This is a genomic window from Massilia sp. Root351, from assembly GCF_001425045.1.
Lineage (GTDB): Bacteria > Pseudomonadota > Gammaproteobacteria > Burkholderiales > Burkholderiaceae_D > Rugamonas.
This window is the reverse complement of the sequence record NZ_LMDJ01000023.1, coordinates 103,122-128,429: the sequence shown is the minus strand read 5'-3', so window position 1 is coordinate 128,429 and position 25,308 is coordinate 103,122. Positions and strand designations below refer to the sequence as shown.

23 protein-coding genes and 1 pseudogene are annotated in these 25,308 nt (G+C 69.6%); 15 read left to right on the top strand and 9 right to left on the bottom strand.

Going from position 1 to position 25,308, the window contains the following annotated elements; translation table 11 throughout:
- Nucleotides 1–5 precede the first annotated feature (5 nt).
- The 5 genes from ASD15_RS17770 to ASD15_RS17750 all read left to right on the top strand — a co-directional run bounded on the left by ASD15_RS17770 (nt 6) and on the right by ASD15_RS17750 (nt 8,699).
- Complete coding sequence (locus ASD15_RS17770; RefSeq protein ID WP_229418248.1) at nt 6–1,367, top strand: DUF1329 domain-containing protein; 1,362 nt, start codon at nt 6–8, stop codon at nt 1,365–1,367.
- A gap of 14 nt (nt 1,368–1,381) precedes the next feature.
- Entirely contained in the window at nt 1,382–2,614 is a 1,233-nt protein-coding gene (locus ASD15_RS17765) for a YCF48-related protein (protein ID WP_229418247.1), read from the top strand.
- A gap of 32 nt (nt 2,615–2,646) precedes the next feature.
- Entirely contained in the window at nt 2,647–5,112 is a 2,466-nt protein-coding gene (locus ASD15_RS17760; protein ID WP_057156319.1) for an RND family transporter, read from the top strand.
- 19 nt (nt 5,113–5,131) lie between these two features.
- On the top strand, nt 5,132–6,748 hold the full coding sequence (locus tag ASD15_RS17755; RefSeq protein WP_200953988.1) for a methyl-accepting chemotaxis protein: 1,617 nt from the start codon (nt 5,132–5,134) through the stop codon (nt 6,746–6,748).
- A gap of 172 nt (nt 6,749–6,920) precedes the next feature.
- Nucleotides 6,921–8,699 (top strand): carboxylesterase/lipase family protein, encoded by a 1,779-nt coding sequence (locus ASD15_RS17750; protein WP_057156317.1) that lies wholly within the window; start codon nt 6,921–6,923, stop codon nt 8,697–8,699.
- A 225-nt stretch (nt 8,700–8,924) separates the two neighbouring features.
- Here the strand turns inward: ASD15_RS17750 and ASD15_RS17740 are convergent, their stop codons facing one another.
- Nucleotides 8,925–9,380, bottom strand: coding sequence for a MarR family winged helix-turn-helix transcriptional regulator (locus ASD15_RS17740; protein ID WP_057156738.1), 456 nt, complete (start codon nt 9,378–9,380; stop codon nt 8,925–8,927).
- 117 nt (nt 9,381–9,497) lie between these two features.
- Here ASD15_RS17740 and ASD15_RS17735 point away from each other — a divergent pair, with 117 nt between their 5' ends.
- Genes ASD15_RS17735 through ASD15_RS17725 form a run of 3 tightly spaced genes read left to right on the top strand, consistent with a single transcriptional unit; the run spans nt 9,498 to nt 13,724 of the window.
- On the top strand, nt 9,498–10,331 hold the full coding sequence (locus ASD15_RS17735) for a p-hydroxycinnamoyl CoA hydratase/lyase (RefSeq protein WP_057156315.1): 834 nt from the start codon (nt 9,498–9,500) through the stop codon (nt 10,329–10,331).
- 44 nt (nt 10,332–10,375) lie between these two features.
- Nucleotides 10,376–11,830, top strand: a complete 1,455-nt coding sequence (locus tag ASD15_RS17730) for an aldehyde dehydrogenase (RefSeq protein ID WP_057156314.1) — start codon at nt 10,376–10,378, stop codon at nt 11,828–11,830.
- 13 nt (nt 11,831–11,843) lie between these two features.
- Nucleotides 11,844–13,724: a feruloyl-CoA synthase gene (locus ASD15_RS17725; RefSeq protein ID WP_057156313.1), complete on the top strand. Its 1,881-nt coding sequence runs from the start codon at nt 11,844–11,846 to the stop codon at nt 13,722–13,724.
- 21 nt (nt 13,725–13,745) lie between these two features.
- Here ASD15_RS17725 and ASD15_RS17720 read toward each other — a convergent pair whose 3' ends face one another.
- The 3 genes from ASD15_RS17720 to ASD15_RS17710 are packed head-to-tail and all read right to left on the bottom strand — an operon-like array spanning nt 13,746 to nt 15,356.
- The gene (locus ASD15_RS17720) at nt 13,746–14,195 is read right to left on the bottom strand and encodes a bacteriohemerythrin (protein WP_157201001.1); all 450 of its coding nucleotides are present in this window, start codon (nt 14,193–14,195) and stop codon (nt 13,746–13,748) included.
- 39 nt (nt 14,196–14,234) lie between these two features.
- Nucleotides 14,235–14,672 carry a universal stress protein gene (locus ASD15_RS17715; RefSeq protein ID WP_057156311.1) on the bottom strand — a complete coding sequence of 146 codons (438 nt, stop codon included), beginning with the start codon at nt 14,670–14,672 and terminating at the stop codon, nt 14,235–14,237.
- 36 nt (nt 14,673–14,708) lie between these two features.
- Nucleotides 14,709–15,356, bottom strand: a complete 648-nt coding sequence (locus ASD15_RS17710; RefSeq protein WP_057156310.1) for a BON domain-containing protein — start codon at nt 15,354–15,356, stop codon at nt 14,709–14,711.
- A 197-nt stretch (nt 15,357–15,553) separates the two neighbouring features.
- Between ASD15_RS17710 and ASD15_RS17705 the strand changes: the two genes are divergently transcribed.
- Nucleotides 15,554–17,380: an alpha/beta hydrolase gene (locus tag ASD15_RS17705; protein ID WP_057156737.1), complete on the top strand. Its 1,827-nt coding sequence runs from the start codon at nt 15,554–15,556 to the stop codon at nt 17,378–17,380.
- A 33-nt stretch (nt 17,381–17,413) separates the two neighbouring features.
- Here ASD15_RS17705 and ASD15_RS17700 read toward each other — a convergent pair whose 3' ends face one another.
- From ASD15_RS17700 to ASD15_RS17690, 3 genes are read right to left on the bottom strand one after another with little or no spacing between them, the layout of a single operon-like run.
- Entirely contained in the window at nt 17,414–17,788 is a 375-nt protein-coding gene (locus tag ASD15_RS17700; RefSeq protein ID WP_157201000.1) for a nitroreductase family protein, read from the bottom strand.
- The gene (locus ASD15_RS17695) at nt 17,785–18,834 is read right to left on the bottom strand and encodes a zinc-dependent alcohol dehydrogenase family protein (protein ID WP_057156308.1); all 1,050 of its coding nucleotides are present in this window, start codon (nt 18,832–18,834) and stop codon (nt 17,785–17,787) included. The genes ASD15_RS17700 and ASD15_RS17695 overlap by 4 nt, the downstream gene beginning before the upstream one ends.
- Before the next feature lie 10 nt (nt 18,835–18,844).
- Nucleotides 18,845–19,297, bottom strand: a complete 453-nt coding sequence (locus ASD15_RS17690; RefSeq protein ID WP_057156307.1) for an Hsp20/alpha crystallin family protein — start codon at nt 19,295–19,297, stop codon at nt 18,845–18,847.
- 262 nt (nt 19,298–19,559) lie between these two features.
- On the opposite strand from ASD15_RS17690, the gene ASD15_RS17685 reads away from it, so the two are divergent.
- The 4 genes from ASD15_RS17685 to ASD15_RS17670 all read left to right on the top strand — a co-directional run bounded on the left by ASD15_RS17685 (nt 19,560) and on the right by ASD15_RS17670 (nt 23,399).
- A complete protein-coding gene (locus ASD15_RS17685; RefSeq protein ID WP_057156306.1) occupies nt 19,560–20,309 on the top strand; it encodes a Crp/Fnr family transcriptional regulator in 750 nt (249 codons plus the stop codon).
- 80 nt (nt 20,310–20,389) lie between these two features.
- Complete coding sequence (locus tag ASD15_RS17680) at nt 20,390–21,172, top strand: Crp/Fnr family transcriptional regulator (RefSeq protein WP_157200999.1); 783 nt, start codon at nt 20,390–20,392, stop codon at nt 21,170–21,172.
- Nucleotides 21,173–21,330: 158 nt separating this feature from the next.
- Nucleotides 21,331–21,744: a universal stress protein gene (locus ASD15_RS17675; protein ID WP_157200998.1), complete on the top strand. Its 414-nt coding sequence runs from the start codon at nt 21,331–21,333 to the stop codon at nt 21,742–21,744.
- Between the two features lie 71 nt (nt 21,745–21,815).
- Entirely contained in the window at nt 21,816–23,399 is a 1,584-nt protein-coding gene (locus ASD15_RS17670; protein WP_057156303.1) for a murein L,D-transpeptidase, read from the top strand.
- Nucleotides 23,400–23,415: 16 nt separating this feature from the next.
- On the opposite strand, the gene ASD15_RS17665 is transcribed toward ASD15_RS17670, so the two are convergent.
- Nucleotides 23,416–23,853 carry a universal stress protein gene (locus ASD15_RS17665; RefSeq protein ID WP_057156302.1) on the bottom strand — a complete coding sequence of 146 codons (438 nt, stop codon included), beginning with the start codon at nt 23,851–23,853 and terminating at the stop codon, nt 23,416–23,418.
- A gap of 182 nt (nt 23,854–24,035) precedes the next feature.
- Here ASD15_RS17665 and ASD15_RS17660 point away from each other — a divergent pair.
- Both ASD15_RS17660 and ASD15_RS32410 read left to right on the top strand, forming a co-directional pair.
- A pseudogene (locus tag ASD15_RS17660) lies at nt 24,036–24,614 on the top strand (hypothetical protein); the annotation flags it as partial.
- On the top strand, nt 24,611–24,757 hold the full coding sequence (locus tag ASD15_RS32410) for a hypothetical protein (RefSeq protein ID WP_157200996.1): 147 nt from the start codon (nt 24,611–24,613) through the stop codon (nt 24,755–24,757). The pseudogene ASD15_RS17660 and the gene ASD15_RS32410, both read left to right, overlap by 4 nt.
- Here ASD15_RS32410 and ASD15_RS17655 read toward each other — a convergent pair.
- Entirely contained in the window at nt 24,754–25,209 is a 456-nt protein-coding gene (locus ASD15_RS17655; protein ID WP_057156300.1) for an SgcJ/EcaC family oxidoreductase, read from the bottom strand. The genes ASD15_RS32410 and ASD15_RS17655 overlap by 4 nt on opposite strands.
- Nucleotides 25,210–25,308 lie beyond the last annotated feature (99 nt).

Here is a 25,308-nt window from a genome sequence, read left to right as displayed (position 1 = left end):
AGACCATGATGAAGACGACCCTGACTTTCGCAGCCGCCGCCCTGTCGCTGGCCTTCGCCTTGCCGCACGCCGGCGCCGCCGTTTCGCCGGAAGACGCGGCCAAGCTGCGCTCCACGCTCACGCCGCTGGGCGCCGAAAAGGCCGCCAACAAGGACGGCACCATCCCGGCCTGGGACGGTGCCTACGCCAAAGTGCCCGCCGGTTTCAAGGCCGGGGACTTCCGCGCAGATCCCTTCTCCGGCGAGAAGCCGACGCTGGCCATCACCGGCAACAACGTCGACCAGCACGCGGCCAGGCTGTCGGCCGCCACCGTGGCGCTGCTGAAGAAGTACCCCAACTACCGGCTCGACGTGTACCCGACCCACCGCACCGGCGGCGCACCGGGCTGGGTATATGACAACACGTTCAAGAACGCCACCCGCGCCAAGGCCATCGACGGCGGCTTCGGCGTGGAAGGCGCGTTCGGCGGCATTCCCTTTCCCATTCCGAAGACCGGCTACGAGGCGCTGATGAACCACCGCCTGGCCTGGACCGGCGAAACCACCGTGTTCCCGCTGCGGACCACCATTGTCACCCCGGACGGCAAGCGCGCCACCGCCACCGAGGCCGAGCAGACCATCATGCGGCCCTACTACTTCAAGGACGGCAGCCTGGAGAAGTTCGACGGCATCTACCAGATGGGCCGCCTGATCACGCGCGCGCCGGCCTCCAAAGCGGGCGAAGGCATCCTGGTCCATGACGGCATCAGCGAGGCGCAGCCGCGCGCCATCTGGCAGTACCTGGTGGGCCAGCGCCGCGTGCGGCGGGCGCCGTCGGTGTCCTACGACACACCGGACTCGGTCACCTCCGGCATCGGCCTGTTCGACGAAGCTTTCATGCTGTTCGGGCCGGTGGACCACCACGAGCTCAAGCTGATTGGCAAGAAGGAAATGTACATCCCGTACAACAACAACCGCGCCGCGTCGGCCAAGATCGGCGACCTGGTGGGACCGCAGTTCCTCAACCCGGACCTGGTGCGCTGGGAGCTGCACCGCGTATGGGAAGTGGAAGCGACGCTGGTCCCCGGCAAGCGCCACGTGGTGGCCAAGCGCCGCTACTACCTCGATGAGGACACCTGGCAGATCATCCTGGTCGACGGCTACGACGCGCAGGGCCAGATCTGGCGCGGCAACTACACACTGACGCTGCTGGCGCCGGACGTGCCGGCCGTAGTGGGCAACGTCATGTGGGGCACCTACAACGTGCAGACCGGCGCCTACCTGCTGAACGAGGCGTCCAATGAGCTGTCGTCGCAGTACAAAATGATCCCGCGCCTGCCGGCCAGCTACTTCGGCCCGGAAGAACTGGCCAATCAGGGCTCGCGCTAAATGGAGAGCGTTCGATGAACAGACTGACCCCATGCGCCGGCCACGCAACGATGGCCAAGGCTGCCGCCGCACCTCCGCCGGCACGGACAGCGTCGGCAGCGCTGGCGGCGTGCAGCGCGCTGGTGCTGGCACTGGCGCCGTTCGCCCGCGCAGATGACGCGCACGCCGCCAGCGCCGGCGGCCGGGTGCCGGCGGCTGCCGCCGGAGCAGCCGGAACGGCAGCCACTGCCGTTACGGCGGCGCTGCGGCAGCCGGCCCCGGTCACGCCCAAGGCGCTGCATGCGGCGATGCTGACGGTGGGCGTTGCCGGCCATCGAATCGTGGCGGCCGGCGAACGCGGCACCATCCTGTATTCGGATGACGCCGGCTCCACGTGGCGCCAGGCGAGCGTGCCGGTCAGCGTCAGCCTGACGGCGCTGCAGTTCGTCGACGCCAAGCGCGGCTGGGCCGTCGGCCACCAGGGCGTGGTCCTGCACAGCACCGACGGCGGCGCCACCTGGAGCAAGCAGCTGGACGGCATCCAGGCCGCCCAGCTGGCGCTGCGTGCGGCTGCTGAAGCCACGGGGCCGGATCAGGCGCGCGTCCGGGCAGACGCCCAGCGCCTGGTCGATGACGGTCCCGACAAGCCCTTCCTCGACGTCCACTTCGACGGCCCGCGCCACGGCTACGCGCTGGGCGCCTACAACCTGCTGTTCAGAACCGCCGACGGCGGCGCCACCTGGCAGCCATGGCAGGGCCGAACCGCCAATCCGAAGGGCTTGCACCTGTACGGCATGCGCGCCGCCGGCGGCGCGCTCTACATCGCCGGAGAACAAGGCCTGCTGCTGCGCTCGACCGACCAGGGCGCCAGCTTCAGCGCGCTCGCCACGCCCTACAAGGGCAGCTACTTCGGACTGCTGGCAGCACGGAGCGGTGCGCTGATTGCCTTCGGCCTGCGCGGCAACGCCTTCCGGACCGAAGACCAGGGCGCCAGCTGGAGCAAGGTGGAAACCGGCGTCCAGGCCGCGCTGGCCGGGGGCGCCGAGCTGGCGGACGGCACACTGGTGCTGGTCAGCCAGGGCGGCGACGTCCTGCTCAGCCGGGACCAGGGCCGCAGCTTCGCCCCGCAAGCCGGCCCCGCGCTGCCGCCGGCCCTGCCGCTGGCGGCCGTGGCGCAGGCGCCCGGCGGCGCCCTGGTGCTGGCCGGCCTGCGCGGCTTGCGCCGCGTCGACATCCCGTCCGCATCGGCGCCGGCGCTCCCGCGCTAGCGCCTCCCCCATACCAACACGGTTGAATCATCATGCACACAGATCAAGATTTGCAACAACAGCCGGTGGTGAAACGGCTGCAGGACTTCGACACGGCCTCGGGCAAGCTGGGCGAACGCGCACTGTTCAACTACCGGCCGCTGGTCATCCTGCTATGCCTGCTCGCGACCATCATGCTCGGCTACCAGGCCACCCGCATCAAGCTCAATGCCAGCTTCGAGAAGATGATCCCCAGCGCCCATCCCTACGTGCTGAACTACCTGGCCAACAAGTCTGACCTGAACGGCCTGGGCAACTCGGTGCGCATCGCCGTGGCAACGGGCAGCGGCAGCATCTACGAGCGCAGCTACATGGACACCCTGCAGCGCCTGAACGATGAACTGTTCCTGTTGCCGGGCGTGGACCGGCCCTTCATGAAGTCGCTCTGGACGCCCAGCACGCGCTGGGCCTCCGTTACCGAGGATGGCCTGGACGGCGGCACCGTCATCCCGGACGGCTACGATGGCTCACACGAGAGCCTGACCCAGCTGCGCGCCAATGTGGCCCGCTCCGGCGAAATCGGCCAGCTGGTAGCGGCCGACTTCAAGTCCAGCATCGTCTTCGTGCCGCTGCTGGAAAAGAACCCGCAGACCGGCCAGGCGCTCGACTACGGCAACCTGTCGGCGCGGCTGGAACAGATCCGCGCCAGGTACGAGCAGGAAGGCGTGCGCATCCACATCACCGGCTTCGCCAAGATCGTCGGCGACCTGATCGACGGCCTGCAGCAGGTGCTGCTGTTCTTCCTGCTGGCCATCGCCATCGCGGGCGCGGTGCTGTTCTGGTACACACGCTGCTGGCGCAGCACTTCGCTGGTGGTGGCGTGTTCGCTGGTGGCCGTGCTGTGGCAGTGCGGCCTGCTGGCAACGCTGGGCTACGAACTCGATCCCTACTCGGTGCTGGTGCCCTTCCTGGTGTTCGCCATCGGCATGAGCCACGGCGCCCAGAAAATGAACGGCATCATGCAGGACGTAGGGCGCGGCACCCATAAGGTAGTGGCCGCGCGCTACACCTTCCGGCGCCTGTTCGCGGCCGGTCTCACCGCGCTGCTGTGCGATGCGGTCGGCTTCGCGGTGCTGGTCAGCATCCAGATCAAGGTGATCCAGGACCTGGCCATCGTCGCCAGCATTGGCGTGGCGGTGCTGATCTTTACCAACCTGGTGCTGATGCCCGTGCTGCTATCCTACACCGGCGTCAGCGCCAGCGCCGCCGTGCGCAGCCTGCAGGCCGACAGCGCCGGCACCGACGGCGCCTCCCAGCCCTGGCTGTGGACCTTCCTGGACCGCTTCACAAGGCGCCGCTGGGCCGCCATCACGGTGGCCGCGAGCGTCCTGCTGGGCGCCCTGGGCTACCTGTACAGCCTGAACCTGCAGGTCGGCGACCTCGATCCAGGCGCACCGGAACTGCGCGCCGACTCCCGCTACAACCGCGACAACGGCTTCATGGTCGCCAACTACGCGGCCAGCTCGGACATCCTGGTGGTGATGGTCAAGACCGCGCCCGACCAATGCACCCGCTACGACACGCTGGCCAGCGTCGACACCCTGGCGTGGCAACTGGAGCAGTTGCCCGGCGTGGACTCGACCAATTCGATGGCGGCGCTGAGCAAGCTTGCCACCACCGGCTATAACGAGGGCAGCTTCAAGTGGTTCGACCTGATCCCCAACGCCGGCGCGCTGGGTGCGGTGCAGACGCGGGCCCCGCGCGAACTGTTCAACCAGGGCTGTTCGCTGCTGTCACTGTATGTTTACCTGAAGGACCACAAGGCCGCCACGCTGAGCCGCGTGGTAGACGCGGTGGAAGCTTTCAGCGCCGCCAACCACACGCCGGAAGTACAGTTCCAGCTCGCTGCCGGCAGCGCGGGTATCGAAGCGGCCACCAACATCGTCGTCAAGAAAGCCATGCGCGACATGCTGTTCTGGGTCTACGGCGCGGTGATCCTGCTGTGCTACGCCACCTTCCGCGACTGGCGCGCGGTGGCGGTGGCCATCCTCCCGCTGGTGCTCACTTCCATCCTGTGCGAAGTGCTGATGGTGGTGCTGGGCCTGGGCGTCAAGGTCGCCACCCTGCCGGTGATTGCGCTCGGCGTCGGTATCGGCGTGGACTACGCGCTCTACGTGCTGAGCGTGATGCTGACCCGCATGCGCGCCGGCGCCAGCCTGTCCAGCGCCTACCTGCATGCGCTGCATTTCACCGGGCGCGTAGTGATCCTGACCGGCGTGACGCTGGCGGTGGCGGTCGCCACCTGGCTGTTCTCGCCCATCAAGTTCCAGGCCGACATGGGCATCCTGCTGGCCTTCATGTTCCTGTGGAATATGGTGGGCGCGCTGGTGCTGGTACCGGCGCTGGCCTACTTCCTGATGCCGCAGAAGGCCGCGCAACATGCCGGGGCCTCGCCACAGGCAGCGCAGGATGAAGCGCCGGCGCCGGAGCAGCAAGCCAGCGTGGCCGGGGTCCACTAAGGCCATGCGCGCTTTCGACATGAGCATAGGTTCCCGCCTGCGCCTGGGCTTCGGCCTGATCCTGGCACTGCTGGTTGCCGTGGTGGCGCTCGGCGTGAGCCACATGGCGCAGATGCAGCGCCGCACCGACCAGATCACCCTGGTCGGCAACGTCAAGACCCGGCTCGCCACGCAAATGCGCGACACCGTGTACGAGCGCATGATCGCATTGCGCAATATGGCGCTGATCGGTTCCCTGTCCTACCTGCAGCCGGAAGCCGAACGGGTGCAGGACCAGGCCAGGCGCTACGCGGCCGCCGAAGCGCAGTTGCGCGGGCTGCTGGCCGCCACGGCGACGCCGGAGGAAACCGCACTGCTGGCGCAGATAAGCCAGCACGATGCGGCAGCACGCACGCCGATCTTGCAAGCCGTGGACCTCGCCATGGCAAGCGAGTCCGACCGCATCTACACCGTGCTGGTGGAACGCCTGCTGCCGGTCCAGTCACGCTGGATGGCGGCGCTGGAACAGCTGGCGGCGCTGGAGGCCCGCCAGAACGAGCAGGCAGCTTCCCAGAGCCGGTCCTCCGACGCCATGGCGCGGTCCTGGATGCTGGGCCTGGGCCTTGGCGCCCTGCTGCTGGGCGGCCTGCTGTGCTGGCGGCTTACGCGCGGCATCCTCGCTCAGCTGGGCGGCGAACCCGCTTATGCGGTCAGCATCGCCGGCCGCACCGCCGCCGGCGACCTGGCGGGCGGCGTTGTGCTGCGCGGCGGCGACGCATCAAGCCTGCTGTTCGCCATGCACACCATGCGCACCGAACTGGCTGCCATGGTCGGCAAGGTGCGCCAGGGCGCCGACCACATCGCCGGCGCGGCGGACGATATCGCCGGCGGCCACCAGGACCTAGCCCGCCGCAGCGATGGCCAGCGCGCGTCGCTGCGCGCCACTGCCGGTTGCGTGGAACAGCTGGCCGTGGCCGTGCGCGACAATGCCGGCCATGCCCGGCAAGCCACCGCGCTTGCCGCCAGCGCCACCACAGTAGCCGGGGACGGCGGCCAGGCTGCGGCAGAGGTGATACGCACCATGGACTCGATCACCGCTTCGGCGCGCCGCATCGGCGAAATCGTCGGCGTCATCGACGGGATCGCCTTCCAGACCAACATCCTGGCCCTGAACGCGGCGGTGGAAGCGGCGCGTGCGGGCGAACACGGACGCGGCTTCGCCGTCGTCGCCGCCGAGGTGCGCAGCCTGGCCCAGCGTTCCGCCACCGCCGCGCGCGAAATCCGCACGCTGATTGAACACTCCGTGGCACAGGTCGAAGCGGGCAACCGGCTGGTGGCGCGCGCTGGCGCCACCATGGCGGAGGTTGTAGGCAGCGTGCGGCAGGTGAGCGCCATCATCGGCCGCATCGCGACGGTCAGCACCCGGCAGCAGGCAGGCATCGAGCAGGCCGGCGCCGCCCTGCTGGCAATGGAGCGGGCCACGCTGCGCAACGCTGAACTGGTCGAGCATGCCACCGGCGCCGCCGCCGGCATGCGCAGCCAGGCGGCCGAACTGGCGCAGCTGGTACGCGCCTTCAAACTGGACGACACGCCCGCCCGGTCACACCACCTACTCCCCCACCAAAAGGACGCCTATCATGCCCGCGATAATACCTGACATTTTGCTGTACTCCGCAGCAGCCCTGGGCTTGGCGGCCGCCCTGCTGTGGCGCCGCAGACGCCGCATTGCAAGCGCCGCCGATGCTCCGTCCGCGCCGGCGCCAGCCGCCGCAGGGCCCAACGCAGCACCGCATGCGACCCGGACGGCTGCCGTGCCCGCGCCTGGATCGTTGCGCAGCACTACTCTGGGCGACGTGCTGGGCTTTGACGACCGCCACCAGACCCACGCCTGGCTCGGCCTTCCGTATGCGCAGCCGCCGGTTGGCCCGCTGCGCTGGAAGGCGCCTCGTCCACCGGGGCGGTGGAGCGGCGTGCGTGAGGCGCTGGCGTTCAGTCAGCCCGCCGTGCAACTGGGCGGCATCACGCTGGAGCTGCCGCCCGCGCAATGGGGCCGCTTGGCCGGTTCGGAAGATTGCCTGACGCTGAACGTGTTTGCCCCGCGGATGACGGCCGCCGAGGCGCAAGCGGCCGCGTTGCCGGTGATGTTCTGGATCCACGGCGGCGCCAACTCGGCCGGCACCGCCGCCACCTATACCACGCTGCGCAACCTGGCCGGCCAGGACCGTATGATTGTGGTGTCGGCCAACTACCGCCTCGGCATTCTCGGCTGGTTCAGCCTGGAGGAACTGGCCCAGGACGGCGACACCGGCGCTGACCGCTCGGGCAACTTCGGCACGCTGGACCTGATCGCCGCGCTGCAATGGGTGCGCAGCAACATCGCGGCCTTCGGCGGCGACCCGCGAAACGTCACGGTGTTCGGCGAATCGGCCGGCGGCCTGAACACCTACACCATGCTGGCCAGCCCGCTGGCCACGGGCCTGTTCCAGCGCGCCATCCTGCAGTCGCCGCTGACAGCCAGCTACACCATGGCGCAGGCGCGCAACTACGCTGAAGAAGGCCCGGAAGGCGCGCCGCCCGGCCACGCCCTCAGTTCGCGCGAACTGCTGTGCGCATGGCTGCAGCGCGACGGCCGTGCAGCCGACCGCGCCGCCGCCAAGGCGCTGATTGCCTCCATGCCGGCCGCCGACATCGCGGCCTACGTGCGAGGCCTGTCGCCGGAGGCACTGCTGGCCCCTGTCAAGCCGGGTTCACTGAGCTTCTACGATGCGCCCTGCGTGCTGCAGGACGGCCACGTGCTGCCGGCCATGCCGCTGCCCGAGGTGTTCACCGACCGCCGCCGCTACAACGCGGTGCCGGTCATCATCGGCACCAACCGGGACGAATACAAGCTCTTCATGTCCAACAACCCGGACTACGTGCGCATGGTGTTCGGCACTATCCCCCTGATGCGCGACCGCGTCCGCTACCAGCGCCACGCCGCTTATATGTCGGCCCTGTGGCAGGCTGCGGGCGCGCTGGAGCCGGCCAACGCCATGCTGGCCTCAGGCCATCGCGACGTCTGGGTCTACCGCTTCGACTGGGACGAACAGCCGGCCATACCGCTGATAGCGCCGCGCGTGCTGCTGGGCGCGGCCCACGTGCTGGACGTGGCCTTCGTGTTCCGCGACCTGGACGGCGAGTTCGATCCCTTCCGCTCCTTCACGGGCGCCAACCTGCCGGGCCGCAAGGAGGTCTCGGACGCCATGGCCGGCTACTGGACCGGCTTCGCCCGCCACGGCCGGCCCGGGCGCGGCCCCGGCGGCATGCTGGCCGACTGGTGGCGCTGGAGCGAGGACACCTCCCAGCCGCGCCTGATGGTGTTCGACACCAGCGCCGGCGGCGGCAGCCGCATGGTGGTGCACGAGAACAGCCGGGCCGCACTTAAGGCGGCGCTGGCGCAGGACCCGGCGCTGGACGGCAATCCGCGCGAACGCTGCGAGCTGTTTGGCCGCATGTTCCTGTGGTCCATCTTCGGCGGCCAGGAGGCGCCGCAGGCGCTGGCCGCCTATGCCCTGGCGCACGGCTATGCCGGTCCCACCGAGCAGCTGCGCCCCGGCTACTGGCCATGAGCGCGCACACCAAACCCGGCTTTTTCCGCAGTGTCGAAGACCTGTGGATGCTGGACGGCCTGCGCACACCCATGGCCGACTACTGCGGCGCCTTCAGCCACGTGTCGCCCACCGATCTTGGCCTCGAGGCCGCGCGCGCGGTGCTGCGCCGCAGCGGCGTGCCGGCCGCCGACCGCGGCGGCGGCCATCATCGCTTCCGGGCTGGAGCACCTGGAATGGCGTCCGTCAAAGCACAATGGCGCTCAATGAGCGCAACAGCACCCGCAGCTGCGCATGCAGCTCGCTGCGCTGGTCCACGCCCAGCTCGGCCAGCATGGCCTGCTCCAGCTGCGCCACGGCGGCGTGCCCCTGGCGCAGCAAGGCGCTGCCCTCGTCGCTCAAGCGCAAATGGATGATGCGGCCATGGTGGGCGTCCGCCTGGCGCACGATCCAGCCGCGCGCCTCCATCGCCTTCACCATCTCGTTGGCCGACTGCGGCGAGATCATGGAACGCTCGGCCAGCTGCGCGTTCGACAGCTGCTTCTGGGTGTCCAGCACCGACAGCGCCGTGTACTGGGCGGCGCTCAGTCCCAGCAGCCCCAGGCTGTCGCGCAGGCGGCGGCTCAGCACGTGGTCGATGCGGCCGATCAGGTAGGCGATGCCGGTGGGTTTGCCGGGCGCGGCGGGCTGGTCATTTTTCATGGTCTTCAACAAGTTCAAACAGCGTTCAAGAAAGCGCTTGCATTCCAGGCCAAGCAGAATATATTATAAGTCACGTATCAGGCAACCTGATATTAACCTACCATAAGAGAGTATGAGATGAGCCAATATGAGAACCGCTGGAGCACCGTCAAAGTCGAAGTCGCCGCCGGCATCGGCTGGGTGACGCTGAACCGTCCGGAGAAGCGCAACGCCATGAGCCCGACGCTGAACCGCGAAATGATCGACGTGCTGGAGACCCTGGAGCTGGACCCGGAGATGCAGGTGCTGGTGCTGACCGGCGCCGGCGACAGCTGGACCGCCGGCATGGACCTGAAGGAGTATTTCCGCGAGAACGACGGCAAGCCGGAGATATTCCAGGAAAAGCTGCGCCGCGACTGCTCGCAGTGGCAATGGAAACTGCTGCGCATGTACAGCAAGCCGACCATCGCCATGGTCAACGGCTGGTGCTTCGGCGGCGCCTTCTCGCCGCTGGTGGCCTGCGACCTGGCCATCTCCGCCGACGACGCGGTGTACGGCCTGTCCGAGATCAACTGGGGCATCCCGCCGGGCAACCTGGTCAGCAAGGCCGTCGCCGACACCATGGGCCACCGCCAGGCGCTACACTACATCATGACCGGCGACACCTTCACCGGCAAGGAGGCCGCCGCCATGGGGCTGGTTAACAAGAGCGTGCCGCTGGCCGAGCTGCGCGCCGCCACCATCGAGCTGGCGGAGAAGCTGCTGGCCAAGTCGCCGACGGTGCTGCGCATCGCCAAGCACGGTTTCAAGCGCTGCCGCGAACTGACGTGGGAGCAGAACGAGGACTATCTGTATGCCAAGGTTGACCAGTCCAACTACCGCGATCCGGAAAAAGGCCGCGCCCAGGGCCTCAAGCAGTTCCTGGACGACAAGACCATCAAGCCGGGCCTGCAAACCTACAAGCGCGCATAAGACGCACAGCAGCCCCCGCCCACACAACACAAAGGAGATACGCCATGCTTGAAGCACGCTTGCTGATTGGAGGCCTGGAGCAGGCCGCATCCAACGGCGCCACCTGCCAGCGCCTGAACCCCGCCACCGGCGACACCGCCTCGGTGGCCGCCGCCGCCACCCTGGAAGACGCCGACGCCGCCGTGGCTGCGGCGCAGGCGGCCTTCCCTGGCTGGTCCGCCACCGCGCCGGGCGAGCGGCGCCGCCTGCTGCTCAAGGCGGCCGACTGCCTGGAAGCGCGCGGCCCTGAATTCATCGCGGCCGGCGTGGCCGAAGCAGGCGGCGTGCCAGGCTGGTACGGCTTCAACGTGATGCTGGCGGCCGGCATGCTGCGCGAAGCGGCCTCGCTGACCACCCAGATCGCCGGCGAAGTGATTCCCTCCGACGTGCCGGGCCTGATGGCCATGGGCGTGCGCCAGGCCTGCGGCGTGGTACTGGGCATCGCGCCGTGGAACGCGCCGGTCATCCTCGGGACGCGCGCCATCGCCACCCCGCTCGCCTGCGGCAACACGGTGGTGCTGAAATCGTCCGAAGTGTGCCCTGCCCTGCACCGCCTGATCGGCGCCGTGTTCGAGGACGCAGGCTTCCCGGCCGGCGTGGTCAACGTCATCAGCAATGCGCCGCAGGATGCCGCCGCCGTGGTGGCGCGCCTGATCGCCCATCCGGCCGTCAAGCGCATCAACTTCACCGGTTCAACCAAGGTCGGGCGCATCATCGCCCAACAGGCGGCGCAGCAGCTGAAACCGGTGGTGCTGGAACTGGGCGGCAAGAACCCGCTGCTGGTGCTGGACGACGCCGACCTCGACGAGGCGGTGCAGGCGGCCGCCTTCGGCGCCTTCTTCAACCAGGGACAGATCTGCATGTCGACCGACCGCATCATCGTCGACCGCAAGGTGGCCGACGCCTTCGTCGACAAGCTGCGCGCCAAGACCGCCGGCCTGCGCGCCGGCAAGCCGGGGCAGGAAGGCGCGGTCCTGGGCGGCATGGTCGATGCCGGCGCAGCGGCCCGCGTGGCGGCCATGGTGGCCGATGCCCTGGCCAAAGGCGCCACGCTGGTATGCGGCGCCGCCGCCAGCGACGGCAACGTGCTGCAGCCTGCCATCATCGACCACATCACGCCGGACATGGCGGTATACCAGGAAGAATCGTTCGGCCCCATTGTCGGCATCATCCGGGTCGGCGGCGACGAGGCGGCGCTGGCCGAAGCCAACGCCAGCGAATACGGCCTGTCGGCGGCCATCTTCAGCCGCAACATCCCGCGCGCGCTGGCACTGGCGCGCCGCGTCGAATCTGGCATCTGCCATATCAACAGTTCCACCGTGGCCGACGAGGCGCAAATGCCGTTCGGCGGCGTCAAGGCCAGCGGCTACGGGCGTTTCGGCGGCAAGGCCGGCATCGCCGAATTCACCGACCTGCGCTGGATCACCATCCAGAGCGGCCACCGCCACTACCCGGTGTAATGGGGGACATGCCATGACGCAGTCCTTCCCTGTCGCCGCCGTTGCCGCCGCCACCGCCGAGCTGGACCTGTCGCGCTACCGCCCGGTGCGCGTCGGCAGCGCGCCGGTGCGGATCGAAGCCGGTCCGCATGGCGTCTGGCGCCTGGCGTCGCAGGAGCCGCTGGGGGCCTACCCGGACCGCATTACCGACTGCCTGGTGCGTGGCGCCGGGCAGCACCCCGAGCGGACGCTGGCCGCGCAGCGCGGCCCGGACGGCGCCTGGCGCCACATCAGCTACCGGCAGATGCTGGAACAGGCGCGCGCGGTCGGCCAGGCCCTGCTCGACCGCGGCCTGTCGGCCGAGCGCCCGCTGATGATCTGGTCCGGCAACGACCTGGCACACCTGCAACTGGCGCTGGGAGCGCTGTACGCCGGCATACCGTATTGCCCGGTGTCGCCGGCCGCTTCGCTGCAAGGCTCCGATTACACCAAGCTGGCCCACTTCGTGCGCCACCTGACGCCCGGCATGATCTACGCCACCGACGCCGGCGCCTGCGCCGCCGCGCTGGCCGCCACGGTGCCGGACGGCGTCGAGATTGTCGCCGGACATGGCGACGCTGGCCGTCCCAGCACGCCGCTGGCCAGCCTGCTGGCGACGGCTCCGGGCACGGTGGACGCGGCCAACGCCGCCACCGGCCCGGATAGCATCGCCAAATTCCTGTTCACTTCCGGCTCGACCAAGCTGCCCAAGGCCGTCACCACCACCCAGCGCATGCTGTGCGCCAACCAGCAGATGCTGCTGCAAAGCTTCCCGGCCTTCGGCGACAGGCCGCCGGTGCTGCTGGACTGGCTGCCGTGGAGCCACACCTTCGGCGGCAGCCACAACGTGGGCATCGCGCTGTACAACGGCGGCAGCTACTACATCGACGACGGCAAACCCACCCCGCGCGATTTCGCCACCACGGTGCGCAATCTGAAGGATATCGCGCCAACGGTGTTCTTCAACGTGCCCAAGGGCTGGGAGCTGCTCACCGCCGCGCTGCGCGACGATGCGGCGCTGTGCCGCCACTTTTTCTCGCAGATGGAACTGTTCTTCTTCGCCGGCGCCGGCCTGTCGCAGGCGGCGTGGGATGCGCTGGAGCAGGTCAGCGAGCAGCAGTGCGGCCAGCGCATCCGCATCATGGCCGGCCTGGGCATGACGGAAACGGCGCCCTCCTGCACCTTCACCACCGGTCCGGTGATGATGGCGGGCTACGTCGGCCTGCCGGCGCCGGCCTGCGAAGTCAAGCTGGCGCCGGTGGACGGCAAGTACGAGGCGCGCTTCCGAGGCCCGCACGTGATGCCCGGCTACTGGCGCGCGCCTGAAGCCACCGCCGCCGCCTTCGATGAGGAGGGCTACTACTGCAGCGGCGACGCGGTGCGCTTCGTCGATCCGGACCTGCCGGAACTGGGATTGATGTTCGACGGCCGCATCGCCGAGGACTTCAAGCTCAGCAGCGGCACCTTTGTCAGCGTGGGGCCGCTGCGGGCGCGCGTGATCAGCGCCGGCGCACCCTACATCCAGGACGTGGTGGTGGCCGGCATCGACCGCGACAGCATAGGCTTGCTGGTGTTCCCGCGCCTGGACCAGTGCCTGGCGCTGTCCGGCCTGGGGGCGGAGGCCGACGCCGCCGCTATTCTGTCCAGCGCGGCCGTGCGCCGCCACTTCCAGCAGTTGCTGGCGCAGCTAAACGCCAAGGCCACCGGTTCGGCCTCGCGCATCGAGCGCATACTGCTGCTGGAGGAAGCGCCGTCCGTGGCGGCCGGCGAGCAGACCGACAAGGGCTCGATCAACCAGCGCGTCGTACTGAGCCGCCGCGCGGCGCTGGTGGAGGCCCTGTATGCCGGCGGCCATACTGTGCTGAGCGCTGGCTAGCGGCGGCCTGCCGGCGGGGGCTCACCGGTCCGGTGCGGCGCCCGGCTGGGACTGGACGCCGTCCGCGTTCCTGGCGGCGCTGAACTGCGCTGGCTCGCACGCGGCCAGTTCCAGCGCAATGGCCAGCACGTTGTCCATGGTGGCCACATGCAGCTGGAACCATTCCATCAGCAGCCCCAGCGCTCTGCGCGCAGCCGCCGGATCGCGCGGGTCGACGTGATGCAGGGCGGCCAGCACGCGCGCATGCTGTTCGCGGTGCGCCTGGATGCCAGGAAACGCGATCTCCTCCATCAGCGCATCCTCGGCGCGGAAATCGGCCTCGATCTCGTCTACCAGCGCCGGCAGCCCGGCTTCCAGCTCGCCGTCGCTGCCTGCCGTCATCTGTACAACGCGCCCGGCCAGGGCCAGGTGGGCGGTGTCGATGGCGGGCTGGCCCAGCACCGGAACAGACGGCAAGATCTTTGTTGTCATTTAAGCCCCTTCGCTCTCAGGTTGTGGATGGCCACGTCCTCAGCGCAGCACCAGCACCGGGATCTCGCTGTGGGCTAGCACTTTCTGGGTTTCGCTGCCCAACAGCAATCCCTTGATGCCATGCCGGCCATGCGTGGCAATGCAGATCAGGTCGCAGCCCCGGTCGCGGGCGGTCCGCACGATCGCCTCGTGCGGCTGCGCGGCCTGCACCACAAGACTCTCGCAGGGTACGCCCTGCTCGCGCGCCGCCTTGCAGACCTCGTCGAGCAGCGCGCGCGCGTGCGCGGCGCTCTCCTGTTCATAGCGCTGGCGGGTGTCGGCTAGCATGTCGGTGTGATAGGTCAGCGTGTGAAAGTCGAGCACCACGTGCAGGGCTGTGACGCGCGCGCCGCAGCTGCGCGCGAAGGCCAGCGTCTTGGCGGTCATGGCGGCGGCGATGTCAGAGCCGTCGGTGGGCAGAAGGATGTGCTGGAACATGATGTACTCCTATGCAGTTGGGGGGAAACGCTGCAGTCAAAGAACGGCAATGCGATTGTCCACCGAGGACACGCCGGGCGCCTGCCAGGCCGCGCGCTCGGCACTCTGGCGCTCGCTCCACGAGCGCACCGCGCCGCTCAGCACTACCTCGTGCCCGTTCGCCTCCACGTGCACGCGCTTGGCGTCAAGCGTGGCGTCGCGGTGGAAGGCGGCCAGTATCTGGTGCTGCACCTGGCCAGGCTGGGCCGGGGGCACCACGCGGATCTGGTTCAGCACGCTCTTAACGCCGATCAGGTGGCGCACTGCCTGCTCTGCCCGCTCGCGCTGGTAGTGCCATTGCACGCAGCCCTCCAGCTTGAGGTGGCCGTGGTCGACCACCGTGCGCAACTCGGTCGCGGCGGATGGCAACTGCAGGCGCAGCGCGGTCACCGCGTCGGCGGCGATCTCGGGGTCGGGCCGCTCACCCGTGCCCAGCTGCACCACCAGCTCGTTAGCCACCGCGCGCACGCCCGCCACCCGCTTGACGGCCCGCTCGGCGGCCAGCTTCTGGGCGTAGCTGGCCGCAAAGCCGCTCAGCATGACCGTGCCGTCCGAGACCGCCACGGCCATCGTGCCGTGCCCGATCTCCGGGTCCCATGCCAGTTCGCTCTCGACCTGGCGCTTCAAATGAAAGTCGGTATCCATGATTGCTGCCTCTCGACGTTAAAAATGGCGGCGGCCGGCGGCTGCCTGTAGTTGTTGTACGCCGCCCGGCGCGCCAATTCTCCGATCTAGATCAAATTCGGCCAACTTGTGCCGCATTTCCGTGCCATTTGATCCAGGTCATGGCGCGCCCGCCGCGCCTGGCCCACACTGCCAGCTTCCTCAGCCGGAGCGCCCGCATGAACACCTCTCCCAGTAGCATGGCCCTGGCGGCCTTCCCCTCCCGGCCCCCCGCCGGCCGCCGCGCCCCCGGCGAACGCCGCGCCAGCGCCTGGCAGGGCGAAACGGACCGCTCCGCCCCGGCCGAGCCGGCGCCGCTGGACCTGCTGCTGAACGCCGGCCTGGGCAAGCTGACCGGCTACGTGTCGCCAGTGGCACTGGGCATGGCCTACGCGGACTGGCTGGGCCACCTCGCGCTGTCGCCATCCCACGTTTCCCGCCTGGCGCAGCGCGCCTGGCAGCAGCTGGCGCGCTGGCAGCAGCACGCGCTGCAGGCCAGCCAGGAGGAAGCGCCGCAGCCGCACGCCTGCATCGCGCCGCTGCCGCAAGACAAGCGCTTCACTGACCCGGCCTGGCGCCAGTGGCCCTACTCGGTGCTGGTGCAGGGCTTCCTGCTGCAGCAGCAATGGTGGCATTGCGCCACCACCGGCGTGCGCGGGGTGTCGCCGCACCACGAGAACGTGGTCAATTTCACCACCCGCCAGCTGCTGGACATGATGGCGCCGTCCAATTTCGTAGCGACCAATCCGCAGGTGCTGCAGGAGACCCTGCGGCGCGGCGGCGCCAACCTGGTGAACGGCGCCGCCGCCGCGCTAAGCGACTGGCGCCGCATGCTGGAAGGCCCGACCGCGCCGCCCGATCCGCGCTTCGTGCCCGGCCGGGGCGTGGCAGTCACGCCCGGCGCCGTGGTGTACCGCAACGAGCTGATGGAGCTGATCCAGTACGCGCCGGCCACCGGCCAGGTGCATGCCGGCCCGCTGCTGATCGTGCCCGCGTGGATCATGAAGTACTACATCCTCGACCTGGCGCCCGAGCATTCGCTGGTGCGCTACCTGGTGGAACAGGGCTACACGGTGTTCATGATTTCCTGGGTCAACCCGGGCGAAGCCGAGCGCGAGCTGTCGATGGAAGACTACCGGCTGCGCGGCGTGATGGCGGCGCTGGACGAGGTGGTGGCCATCACCAGCGCGCCGGCGGTCAACGCGGCGGGCTACTGCCTGGGCGGCACCCTGCTGGCGATCGCGGCGGCGGCCATGGCGCGCGACGGCGACCAGCGCCTGGCCAGCGTCACGCTGCTGGCGGCCCAGGCCGACTTCACCGAGCCGGGCGAGCTGTCGCTGTTCATCGACGACAGCCAGGTCAGCTTCCTGGAGGCGGCCATGTGGCAGCGCGGCTACCTGGACACGGCGCAGATGGCGGGCGCCTTCCAGCTGCTGCGCTCGAACGACCTGATCTGGTCGCGCCGCCTGCGCCAGTACTTGCTGGACCAGCCCGCGGTGGAGACCGACCTGACGGCCTGGAACGCTGACGCCACGCGCATGCCCTACCGCATGCATTCGGAATACCTGCGCCGCCTGTTCCTGCAGAACGAGCTGGCGCGCAATCTGTACCAGTGCGGCGGCAAGCCGGTGTCGCTCAACGACCTGCGCACGCCGGTGTTCGCGGTGGGCACGGTGACCGACCACGTGGCGCCGTGGCGCTCGGTCTACAAGCTGCTGCACCTGACCGACACCGACGCCACCTTCCTGCTGGCCAGCGGCGGGCACAACGCGGGCGTGGTGTCGCCGCCGGGCCGGGCCGGCGCCAGCTACCAGCTGGCCCACCGCCAGGCGGGCGCGCCCTATGCCGACGCCGACGCCTGGCTGGCCGCCGCCAGCACCCATCAAGGGTCCTGGTGGCCGGCCTGGTCCCGCTGGCTGCGGCGCCACGCCGGCGCCCTGATTGCGCCGCCGCCCATGGGCGAGGCGCTGGCGCCTGCGCCCGGCAGCTACGTGCTGCAGCGCTAGCGCCGCCGGGCGCGGCCGCCGGCGGCGTCCGCTTCAGGCCGGGTAGCCCACCGTCTGCGCCAGCGTCACGCGCTGGCCCGAGCCCAGTCCCATCAGGCTGGCCAGCTGGGCGTGGTCGAACCGGGCGCGCGCCACGGTGGCCATGCCGGCGGCGCAGAACAGGTACACGTTCTGGCTGATGTGGCCCGCGTCGAAGGCCGCGTGCGGCAGCCGCCCGGCGTGGTCCTCGGCCGGCAGGCGCGCCAGGTTGGCCACGTAGATGGAGGCGCACAGGGAACGGCGCAGCTTGAGTATATCCACCAGGCCCAGCGCGCCGATGTCCGAATCGCGCTCCAGCACGGCGGCCCCGTCGAAGGCGCCGGCGCGCAAATCGTCCAGGGCCCGGTTCGCCTGGCTCCACGCCGTCAAACCAGGTGGTCGGCCGAGATCAGCACCTTGAGCGCCCCGCTGGCGGCGGCGTCGCCGAAGCAGGCATACGCCTGCAGGATGTCGCTGAAGCGGAAGCGGTGGCTCACCAGGCCGGCCGCGTCCAGCCGCCCGGACAGCACCGCGCGCAGCAGCTGCGGCGTGGCGGCCGTGTCGACCAGGCGCGTGGTGATGGTGATGTTCTGCGACCACAGGCGCTCCAGGTGCAGGTCGGCCTTGCAGCCATGCACCCCGACATTGGCCACCGCGCCGCCCGGCGCCACGATGTCGGCGCACAGCTCGAACGTGGCGGGCAGGCCGACCGCCTCGATCGCCGTGTCCACGCCAACGCCACCGGTCAGCTCCAGCACCGCCTTCACGGCGGCGCGCTCGCCCGCGCGCACGGTGTGGGTGGCGCCGAAGCGCCGGCTCAGTTCGAGCCGGCGCGGATCGATATCGACCATGATGATCTGCTCCGGGCTGTAGAACTGCGCCGTGAGCAGCGCGGCCAGTCCGACAGGACCGGCGCCGACGATGGCCACGCTGCCTCCCGGCGCCACTTTGCCGTTTAGCACGCCGCACTCGAAGCCCGTCGGCAGGATGTCGCTCAACATGACCAGCGCGGCCTCCTCGGCCCCGGCCGGGATGCGGTACAAGCTGGTGTCGGCGTGCGGGATGCGCACGTACTCGGCCTGGGTGCCGTCGATCCTGTGCCCCAGCACCCAGCCGCCGTCGGTGCAGTGCGAGTACATGCCCCGCCGGCAGTACGGGCAGCGCGCACAGGATGTGATGCAGGAGATGAGCACCGGGTCGCCCGGCGCGAAGCCGCGCACGGCGCCGCCCACCGCCTCGATCACGCCCACGCCCTCGTGCCCCAGCGTGGTGCCGGGCAGGCAGGTCGGCACGTCGCCCTTCAGGATATGCAGGTCGGTGCCGCAGATGGTGGTGCGGGTCATGCGCACCACCGCGTCGCCGGGCGCCTGCAGCAGCGGCGCCGGCTTGTCCCGCAGCACCGGCTGCCCCGGCCCCTCATACACTATCGCGCGCATGGCCGCCGCCTCAGCCGATGGCCAGCTTCTTGGCGCCGCCGTTGGCGCGCTTGGGCAGGCTCAGCTCGAGCACGCCGTCGTGGTACTTGGCTACGGCCTGGCTCTCGTCCACCTCCTGGCCCAGCGAGAAGCTGCGCAGCTGCTGCCCCACGTAGCGCTCGCTGCGCAGCAACGTCTCGCCCTTTTTTTCCTCGTGCTCGCGCCTGGCTTCGGCGGCGATGGTGACCTGGCTGCCGTCGATCTGCACCAGGATGTCTTCCTTTTTCATGCCCGGCAGTTCAGCCTTGACGCTGTAGGCTTGCGCGTTCTCGGTCACGTCGATCCGGATCTGCGGCGGCGCGGCCAGCTCGCGCAGGGCGGACTTGAAGCCCATATCGCGGAAGAAGTCCTCCACGTTGCGCAGCGGATCGGCGCGGACCAGGTCGCGGAAGGGATCGAAGTGGGTCAGGTGGTGGTGTGCCATGGTGCTCTCCTATACGATGATGGAGCCGGAAAGTGCGTCGGGCGCCGGCTGCCCGCCCGTGTGTCGCTGGCTCGATTCTGCGGCAGGGCGCGGCCGCCTGCGCGCCGCAAAACCGACCTGGGACAAGTTTCCGCAAAATTTCTCGCGCAGCGCCCTATTTCGCAAAAAATTGATCTGGCTCCTTGTTCACGGGCGCCGATCTGGATAACACTGAATATCAGACCGGCGACCCTGCTGCGCCGCCAGAGCGCGCCCATACCCCATGCACACCGCCCCCGACACCGCTGCCTCAACCGCGCCGGCCGCCCCCGGCCGGAACTCCGCCTGCGCCACATGCCGCGGGCGCCACTTCTGCCTGCCCCAGGCCGGCGAGGCATCCGGCCGCGCGCCGCGCCGCATCCGCGTGGCGCGCGGCGCCGCCCTGTACTGCGCCGGCGCACCGGTCGGCGAACAGGTCTACGCGGTGCGCTACGGCAGCTTCAAGCTCACCCGCAGCGACCGCGCCGGCGGCCGCCTGATCCTGGGTTTTCCCGGCAGCGGCGACTTCCTGGCGCTCGAAGCGATCGGCCTGGCGCGCCACGACTGTAGCGCCGTGGCGCTGGAGGATAGCGAGGTATGCGACATGAGCTACGCCAGCATGCGCGAGCAGCCGCAGTTCTTCCAGGGGATCATCAGCCACAGCATCCGCGATATGCAGGACGTGCTGCTGCAACAGCGCCGCACCACCGCCGAGCAGCGCCTGGCCGCCTTCCTGTTGCGCCAGGCGGCGTGGCACGGCGCGCGCGGCTGTTCCGAAGTGCGCTTCGCGCTGCCGATGGCGCGCCAGGATCTGGCCGCCTTCCTCAACCTGAGCCCGGAATGCCTGAGCCGGCTGCTGCGGCGTTTCAGCCAGCTCGGCCTGGTCGCGGCGGGCCGCCACGAGGTGGCGCTGCTGGACCGGCCCGGCCTGGAGGCGCTGGCGGCGCCGGCCAGCCCATCGCCGGACCGCGTGATCAAACTGGCGCGGGTTTGATCTGGATCAATCCCGCGCGCAGCCGCTGCCCGCTATCATCGTTCCTGCGCCCGCTGTTCCACGGGCAAAAGGAGTCCGCCATGAGCGCCCGTTCTCCCCGCAACGTCATTCCCTTGCGCATGGACACCCGCGCCATGTCCTGCCTCGGCTGCGAAGCGCGCGCCGCCTGCCTGCCGGCCGGCATGGACGACGAGACATGCGCCCGCATCGACAGCCTGGTGCTGCAGCGCTACCGCCTGCTGCGCGGCGAAGGGCTGTACCAGATGAACGAAGCGGTGCGCGGGCGCGTGTACGCGGTGCGCAGCGGCCATTTCAAGTGCTACCGCCTGACGCCGGACGGCGACCAGCGCATCACCGGCCTGCCCGGACGCGGGACGCTGCTGGGACTGGACGTGCTGGGCTGCGAAAGGCATGCCAGCGCGGCCAGCGCCACCGCCGACAGCGTCTTGTGCGAACTGTCGCATCCGCGCCTGCTGGAGGCGGCGCGCCGCTTTCCGGCGCTGGAACGGCGTCTGGAGCAAATGCTTAGCCAGGAACTGGCCCGCCAGCACGGCCTGGCCGTGATGCTGAGCTATCCGAGGGCCGAGCAAAAGATCGCCTGCTACCTGCTGCAGCTGGCTTGGTCGAGCCGCCACCTCGAAGCCGGCCGCGTGTGCGTCGACCTGCCGCTGACGCGGCAGGATATCGGCGACTACCTGGGACTGACCGACGCCACCATCACGCGCCAACTGCTGCGCCTGCAGCGCGAAGGCGTGCTGCGCGTGGAGCGGCGCCATATCGTGCTGACCGACCAGCCCGGCCTGCAACGCATGGCTGACGGCGAAAGCGGCGCGCCCGAGGCGGCCCACACTGCACAGCGCTGACGCGGCGCCGCCGCGTTTGTCCGGCCCTGTGAATCCCGCTGGAATTGATCCAGATCAAAGCCGCCCCCGCCCGCAGCAGCCGACAATGGTGTTGCGGCCTCCTGGCCGCCAATACCGTCAATACCGCTATTACCGCCATTTCCGCCAAGGAGACCAGCATGCCCCATTCCATCCTGCTGCCGATCGACGGCAACCCGCGCGCCACGCAGCCCATCGAACGCTGCATGCGGCTGGCGCGCGCGAACGCGGCCTCGGTCGTCGCCATGTATTTGCTGCCGTGCGACGATCTGGCCACGCCGGAGGACGACAGCTACCTGCCCGAAAGCGAGCGCCCGGCCAGCATCGTTCACTCAAGCAACGCGCTGCGCGAGGTTGAAGCGGCTGCCGCGGCCGCCGGCGTGCCCTGCATCGTGCTCACGCGCTGCGCCGCCGCGCCCGGCGCTGCGATGATTGCGGCGGCGCGCGAACAGAACTGCGACATGATTTTCCTCGACGCGATGGAGCACGCGCCGGACGCGGCCTGCCTGTCCGCCCTGCGCCAGTGCGGCATCCCGCTGGCTGCCCCGGTTTGAGCCGGCCCGCGCCAGGGCTGCCGCATGCCCTGCACCGTGCCCAGCTTTCAGCCCCGGTTCATGCCCCGCGCATGGCCTTGCGCTTTACGTCGCTGCGCGCCTTGATGATCGCGGCGCTGCCAGCCCTGCTGGTCGCCGGCCCGCACAGCCCAGCGCGCGCCGACACCGGCAGCCACCGCGAAGAAAGCGCCTGGCTGGCGAGCTTCTACGCGCCCCGCGCCTATGCCCCCGCCTGGAGCGGCGCCGGCTCGCCTCTGGCCGCCAGGGCACAGACGCTGCTAGCCAGGGCCGGTGAACACGGGCTATCGCCCGACGACTACGCCATCGCCCCGCAAGCGGCCCCCCCGGCGCAAGCCGACGCCGCCCTCACACTGTCCATGCTGCGCTACCTGCACGACCTGCGCGCAGGCCGCACCAGCCGCAAGCTCAGCGCAGGCGCCGGCGCGCCGGTCGCTCCCTTCGATCCAGCCCCCCTGCTGCGCCAGGCGCTGGCCGCTGGCAGACTGGACGAACTGTCCGCCGCTGCCGCGCCCCAACTGCCGCTTTACAGCCGCCTGACCGCCAGCCTGGCACGCTACCGGGAACTGGCAGCGCAGCGATTCGAGGCCTTGCCGCCACTCCCTTCCAGCAAAGCCCTGGGACCCGGCGACAGCTACCGTGGCGCCGCAGCCTTGCGCGTCCTGCTGCGGGCGTTTGGCGACCTCGAAGCGGGAGTCCGCGGCGGCGCCGGCGAGGACTATGCGCCCGAATTGGCGGAGGCCGTGGCGCGCTTCCAGGACAGGCACGGCCTGGCCGCCGACGGCAAGCTGGGCGCCCAGACCATGGCCGCCCTGCAGGTGCCGCTGTCCAGGCGCGTGCGGCAAATCGAACTGGCGCTCGAGCGCCTGCGCTGGCTGCCCGAACTGCAGGGTCCCCTCATCGCCATCAACCTGCCCTCCTACCGCCTGTGGGCCTTCCGCTCCACGGACGCGGCGGCGCAGCCGGCGCTGGCGATGCGCGTGATCGTCGGCCGCGCCGGCCTGCATCCCACGCCGCTGTTCATCGGCCAACTGCGCTACGTGGAATTCCACCCGTACTGGAACGTCCCCACCAGCATCACCCGCAACGAAATCCTGCCGGCCCTGGCCAGGGACCCGGACTACCTTCCCCGGCACGACATGGAACTGGTGGACCGCCAGGGGCGCCCCGCCGGCGACGGCTCCGGCGCGCTGGCCGCGCTGCGCTCAGGCTCCCTGCGCGTGCGCCAGCGCCCCGGCGCGCAGAACGCGCTCGGTCCGCTCAAGTTCGGCCTGCCCAACGCCATGGACATCTACCTGCACGCCACCCCGGCGCGCCAGCTGTTCCAGGCCACGCGGCGCGACTTCAGCCACGGCTGCATACGCGTGGAGCAGCCGGCCGCGCTGGCCGCATTTGTGCTGGAGGGCCAGGCAGGCTGGAATCCGGACGCGGTGGAGCAGGCGCTGGCGCAGGGCCAGACCCGCAACGTGCCGCTGCGCGCATCACTGCCGGTGGTCATCTTCTACGCCACCGCGCTGGCGAGCCAGGACGGCCGCACCCTGTTCGCCAACGACATCTACGGGCTGGACGCCGAGCTGGAAGCCGCGCTGCAAGCCGCGCAGGCGGCGCGCCGCCGCACCGGCGCGGCGCCGCATTGACAGGGCGCCGCCCGCGTCAGCGGAACACCAGCACGGGAATGTGGCTGTGCGCCAGCACCTTCAGGGTTTCGCTTCCCAGGGGCAGGCCCTTGTTGCCGTGCCGGCCGTGCGCGGCCATGCAGACCAGGTCGCAGCCCTGCTCGCGCGCGGTCTGCAGCATGGCCTCGTAGGCCTCCTCGGCGCTGAGCGCCACCGTATCGCAGCGCACACCCATCTCCTTGGCCTGCTCGCCGATCCCGGCCAGCAGCATGCGCGCATGGGTGGCCGTCTGCTGCAGGTACTGTTCGCGGGTCTCGGCCAGGATCTCGGCGCCGCAGCTGAACACGTGGTAGTCGCTCACCACGTGCACCACGGTCACGCGCGCGCCGCAGCTGCGGGCCAGGGCCAGGGCCCGCGGAATGGCGGAAGCCGACAGCGGCGAACCGTCGGTGGGAAGCAGGATGTGCTTAAACATGGAAAACTTTCATTGGTTGCAATGCCGCCACTATGCCCCGGTCGAGCGCGGCGCAGCCATGATCTGGATCAAATCCGGCCGAGGTGAGCTGCATCGATTTTTTTTCGCCGCGCCACCTTACTATCGCCGCATGAGCACCAAGACCGCGCACCGCACAGGCGCAACCGCGCCGCGAGGCGCAGGCCCGACTGCGCAGCTGCGGGCCCAATACCGTGGCGCCGCACCGCCGGCGCGGCGCGCCAGCCCACTTCCTGAGCTTGCTGGCCAGCCCGCTGTCGCCGCTGCTGGCGCTGGCGGCGGTCAACTTCGCCACCGGCCAGCCCTGGAACGGCGCGCTGATCGGCGCCATGATGGCGCTGTCGGCGTTGCTGGCCTTGTCCAGGAACACCGTTCGGACCGCGCCGCTGATCGTGCTGGCCTGCCTGGCAGCGGCCCGGTGCCTCGAGCACTGGCTGGTGCGCCGCCTGGCGCGCGCCATTGGCAAGCCGGCCGCGAACAGCGAGAACGATGCCAGCTGCAGTCAGGATTCCACTGCCTCCGACACCACCTCGGTGGCGCCGGCCGGCCTCAGGGCACGCACTACGATGATCTGCAGGCGCAGCGACCACACCGCGCTGCTAGCCGCAGCGAAGCCTATGAGCACTTCGGCCATATCGGATTTGCAGGCTGCACTCACGGCGCACCGGCCTGCGCGCCCGACAAGGCCATTTGGATTGCTGGTGCCATCGCCCACCCGGCCGCGCGCGGCGCGAGGGTATTGATACCGGGCTGCACTGAGCTGCACATACTGCTGGCCCGGCAGCCCGGCTTCGACGCAGGCGGCATCGCCGTGGACCTGGTCGCCCCCACCCTGGTCGTGGCCAGGCGCTGCATCGCGCTGGCCCGCGCATCGCAGTCCGCTTAGCCCTTCTCGGGCATGGCCGACGAATGGTGGCTGGTGATCAGCCACTGGCCCTTGCTCCACTTGTAGGTAAAGGTGTAGCGCGCCTTCACCTGCTTGCCGTCGGCGAACTTGAAGGTGTACAGGCCAGCATCGACCGCGCTGTTGCAATCGACCTCGATGCTGCGGCTGTCGATGCTGCCAACCGGTTTGCCTTCCAGGAAATGCACGAAATAATCGGCCTTTTCGTCCGCCGTCAGCCGCGGCTTGTTCGACAGCGTGGGCAGCAGCACGGACTTGCTGGCATAGTTGGCCACCACCTTGGCAGGGTTGCCGGTCTGCAGCGAAGCATTCCAGCGGTCGAACAAGCCCGCAATCTCCTTCTCCGAAGCGGCGTGGCAAGGCTCGGATGTGGCGGCATGGACGTTCGACGCCAGCAAGGCGCAGGCGAATGGGATCAGGGTCAGGTAGCGCATGGGTTCCTTTGTATGGTAGTCGTCAAAAGCGACATCCAAAGTATGGGCAGCCGAGGGCCGCACGGAATCGGCCGGCCGGCGGATCTTGCATATGCCGGT

Excerpts from the sequence above, each read along its gene's own strand:
- ASD15_RS17770 (WP_229418248.1), top strand. The coding sequence starts at position 6 with ATGATGAAGACGACCCTGACTTTCGCAGCCGCCGCCCTGTCGCTGGCC.
- ASD15_RS17765 (WP_229418247.1), top strand. The coding sequence starts at position 1,382 with ATGAACAGACTGACCCCATGCGCCGGCCACGCAACGATGGCCAAGGCT.
- ASD15_RS17760 (WP_057156319.1), top strand. The coding sequence starts at position 2,647 with ATGCACACAGATCAAGATTTGCAACAACAGCCGGTGGTGAAACGGCTG.
- ASD15_RS17755 (WP_200953988.1), top strand. The coding sequence starts at position 5,132 with ATGAGCATAGGTTCCCGCCTGCGCCTGGGCTTCGGCCTGATCCTGGCA.
- ASD15_RS17740 (WP_057156738.1), bottom strand. The coding sequence starts at position 9,380 with ATGAAAAATGACCAGCCCGCCGCGCCCGGCAAACCCACCGGCATCGCC.
- ASD15_RS17735 (WP_057156315.1), top strand. The coding sequence starts at position 9,498 with ATGAGCCAATATGAGAACCGCTGGAGCACCGTCAAAGTCGAAGTCGCC.
- ASD15_RS17730 (WP_057156314.1), top strand. The coding sequence starts at position 10,376 with ATGCTTGAAGCACGCTTGCTGATTGGAGGCCTGGAGCAGGCCGCATCC.
- ASD15_RS17725 (WP_057156313.1), top strand. The coding sequence starts at position 11,844 with ATGACGCAGTCCTTCCCTGTCGCCGCCGTTGCCGCCGCCACCGCCGAG.
- ASD15_RS17720 (WP_157201001.1), bottom strand. The coding sequence starts at position 14,195 with ATGACAACAAAGATCTTGCCGTCTGTTCCGGTGCTGGGCCAGCCCGCC.
- ASD15_RS17715 (WP_057156311.1), bottom strand. The coding sequence starts at position 14,672 with ATGTTCCAGCACATCCTTCTGCCCACCGACGGCTCTGACATCGCCGCC.
- ASD15_RS17710 (WP_057156310.1), bottom strand. The coding sequence starts at position 15,356 with ATGGATACCGACTTTCATTTGAAGCGCCAGGTCGAGAGCGAACTGGCA.
- ASD15_RS17705 (WP_057156737.1), top strand. The coding sequence starts at position 15,554 with ATGAACACCTCTCCCAGTAGCATGGCCCTGGCGGCCTTCCCCTCCCGG.
- ASD15_RS17695 (WP_057156308.1), bottom strand. The coding sequence starts at position 18,834 with ATGCGCGCGATAGTGTATGAGGGGCCGGGGCAGCCGGTGCTGCGGGAC.
- ASD15_RS17690 (WP_057156307.1), bottom strand. The coding sequence starts at position 19,297 with ATGGCACACCACCACCTGACCCACTTCGATCCCTTCCGCGACCTGGTC.
- ASD15_RS17685 (WP_057156306.1), top strand. The coding sequence starts at position 19,560 with ATGCACACCGCCCCCGACACCGCTGCCTCAACCGCGCCGGCCGCCCCC.
- ASD15_RS17680 (WP_157200999.1), top strand. The coding sequence starts at position 20,390 with ATGAGCGCCCGTTCTCCCCGCAACGTCATTCCCTTGCGCATGGACACC.
- ASD15_RS17675 (WP_157200998.1), top strand. The coding sequence starts at position 21,331 with ATGCCCCATTCCATCCTGCTGCCGATCGACGGCAACCCGCGCGCCACG.
- ASD15_RS17670 (WP_057156303.1), top strand. The coding sequence starts at position 21,816 with ATGGCCTTGCGCTTTACGTCGCTGCGCGCCTTGATGATCGCGGCGCTG.
- ASD15_RS17665 (WP_057156302.1), bottom strand. The coding sequence starts at position 23,853 with ATGTTTAAGCACATCCTGCTTCCCACCGACGGTTCGCCGCTGTCGGCT.
- ASD15_RS17655 (WP_057156300.1), bottom strand. The coding sequence starts at position 25,209 with ATGCGCTACCTGACCCTGATCCCATTCGCCTGCGCCTTGCTGGCGTCG.